The sequence below is a fragment of the Streptomyces sp. NPDC049954 genome (assembly GCF_040656295.1).
Classification (GTDB): Bacteria; Actinomycetota; Actinomycetes; order Streptomycetales; family Streptomycetaceae; genus Streptomyces.
On the sequence record NZ_JBFALS010000035.1, the window covers coordinates 1 to 3179 of the forward strand.

The following is a 3179-nucleotide window of genomic DNA, read 5'->3' on the forward strand; positions in this document are numbered from 1 at the left end:
GTCAACTCCACCCCTCACAGGGCTTCCATATCCGGCCTATCAACCCAGTCGTCTACTGGGAGCCTTACCCTCTCAAGGAGGTGGGAACACTCATCTCGAAGCAGGCTTCCCGCTTAGATGCTTTCAGCGGTTATCCCTCCCGAACGTAGCCAACCAGCCATGCCCTTGGCAGAACAACTGGCACACCAGAGGTTCGTCCGTCCCGGTCCTCTCGTACTAGGGACAGCCCTTCTCAATGTTCCAACGCGCACAGCGGATAGGGACCGAACTGTCTCACGACGTTCTAAACCCAGCTCGCGTACCGCTTTAATGGGCGAACAGCCCAACCCTTGGGACCGACTCCAGCCCCAGGATGCGACGAGCCGACATCGAGGTGCCAAACCATCCCGTCGATATGGACTCTTGGGGAAGATCAGCCTGTTATCCCCGGGGTACCTTTTATCCGTTGAGCGACGGCGCTTCCACAAGCCACCGCCGGATCACTAGTCCCGACTTTCGTCCCTGCTCGACCCGTCGGTCTCACAGTCAAGCTCCCTTGTGCACTTACACTCAACACCTGATTACCAACCAGGCTGAGGGAACCTTTGGGCGCCTCCGTTACTCTTTAGGAGGCAACCGCCCCAGTTAAACTACCCATCAGACACTGTCCCTGATCCGGATCACGGACCCAGGTTAGACATCCAGCACGACCAGAGTGGTATTTCAACGACGACTCCACAACCACTGGCGTGGCCGCTTCAAAGTCTCCCACCTATCCTACACAAGCCGAACCGAACACCAATATCAAACTGTAGTAAAGGTCCCGGGGTCTTTCCGTCCTGCTGCGCGAAACGAGCATCTTTACTCGTAGTGCAATTTCACCGGGCCTATGGTTGAGACAGTCGAGAAGTCGTTACGCCATTCGTGCAGGTCGGAACTTACCCGACAAGGAATTTCGCTACCTTAGGATGGTTATAGTTACCACCGCCGTTTACTGGCGCTTAAGTTCTCAGCTTCGCCACACCGAAATGTGACTAACCGGTCCCCTTAACGTTCCAGCACCGGGCAGGCGTCAGTCCGTATACATCGCCTTACGGCTTCGCACGGACCTGTGTTTTTAGTAAACAGTCGCTTCTCGCTGGTCTCTGCGGCCACCCCCAGCTCACCGAGTAAATCGGATCACCAGAAATGGCCCCCCTTCTCCCGAAGTTACGGGGGCATTTTGCCGAGTTCCTTAACCATAGTTCACCCGAACGCCTCGGTATTCTCTACCTGACCACCTGAGTCGGTTTAGGGTACGGGCCGCCATACAACTCGCTAGAGGCTTTTCTCGACAGCATAGGATCATCCACTTCACCACAATCGGCTCGGCATCAGGTCTCAGCCACATGTGCGACGGATTTACCTACCGCACGGCCTACACCCTTACCCCGGGACAACCACCGCCCGGGATGGACTACCTTCCTGCGTCACCCCATCACTCACCTACTACCAGCTCGGGTCACCGGCTCCACCACTTTCCATTCCCCGAAGGGTCCGGAACGGCTTCACGGGCTTAGCATCACAGGATTCAATGTTTGACGCTGTACAGCGGGTACCGGAATATCAACCGGTTATCCATCGACTACGCCTGTCGGCCTCGCCTTAGGTCCCGACTTACCCTGGGCAGATCAGCTTGACCCAGGAACCCTTAGTCAATCGGCGCACACGTTTCTCACGTGTGTATCGCTACTCATGCCTGCATTCTCACTCGTGAACCGTCCACCACTCGCTTACGCGGCAGCTTCACCCGGCACACGACGCTCCCCTACCCATCACAGTCCCCGTTGGGGGTATGTACTGCAATGACACGACTTCGGCGGTACGCTTGAGCCCCGCTACATTGTCGGCGCGGAATCACTAGACCAGTGAGCTATTACGCACTCTTTCAAGGGTGGCTGCTTCTAAGCCAACCTCCTGGTTGTCTCTGCGACTCCACATCCTTTCCCACTTAGCGTACGCTTAGGGGCCTTAGTCGATGCTCTGGGCTGTTTCCCTCTCGACCATGGAGCTTATCCCCCACAGTCTCACTGCCGCGCTCTCACTTACCGGCATTCGGAGTTTGGCTAAGGTCAGTAACCCGGTAGGGCCCATCGCCTATCCAGTGCTCTACCTCCGGCAAGAAACACACGACGCTGCACCTAAATGCATTTCGGGGAGAACCAGCTATCACGGAGTTTGATTGGCCTTTCACCCCTAACCACAGGTCATCCCCCAGGTTTTCAACCCTGGTGGGTTCGGTCCTCCACGACCTCTTACAGCCGCTTCAACCTGCCCATGGCTAGATCACTCCGCTTCGGGTCTTGAGCGCGCTACTAAATCGCCCTATTCGGACTCGCTTTCGCTACGGCTTCCCCACACGGGTTAACCTCGCAACACACCGCAAACTCGCAGGCTCATTCTTCAAAAGGCACGCAGTCACGACGCAAGAACCGAAGTCCTTGCGCGACGCTCCCACGGCTTGTAGGCACACGGTTTCAGGTACTATTTCACTCCGCTCCCGCGGTACTTTTCACCATTCCCTCACGGTACTATCCGCTATCGGTCACCAGGGAATATTTAGGCTTAGCGGGTGGTCCCGCCAGATTCACACAGGATTTCTCGGGCCCCGTGCTACTTGGGTGTCTCTCAAACAAGCCGCTGATGTTTCGACTACGGGGGTCTTACCCTCTACGCCGGACCTTTCGCATGTCCTTCGTCTACACCAACGGTTTCTGACTTGTCTCACAGCCGGCAGACTGTAAAAGAGAGATCCCACAACCCCGCATGCGCAACCCCTGCCGGGTATCACACACATACGGTTTGGCCTCATCCAGTTTCGCTCGCCACTACTCCCGGAATCACGGTTGTTTTCTCTTCCTGCGGGTACTGAGATGTTTCACTTCCCCGCGTTCCCTCCACACTGCCTATACATTCAGCAGCGGGTGACAGCCCATGACGACTGCCGGGTTTCCCCATTCGGACACCCCCGGATCAAAGCTCGGTTGACAGCTCCCCGGGGCCTATCGCGGCCTCCCACGTCCTTCATCGGTTCCTGGTACCAAGGCATCCACCGTGCGCCCTTAAAAACTTGGCCACAGATGCTCGCGTCCACTGTGCAGTTCTCAAACAACGACCAACCACCCGTCACAACCCACCAAAGCGGATTTTTACCGGGGTCG

Annotated in this window: 1 rRNA gene; it reads right to left on the minus strand. The window is 56.7% G+C overall.

Annotated elements, in window-relative coordinates:
• Positions 1-3094, minus strand: a 23S ribosomal RNA gene (locus tag AB0J21_RS33515); the annotation flags it as partial.
• Positions 3095-3179 lie beyond the last annotated feature (85 nt).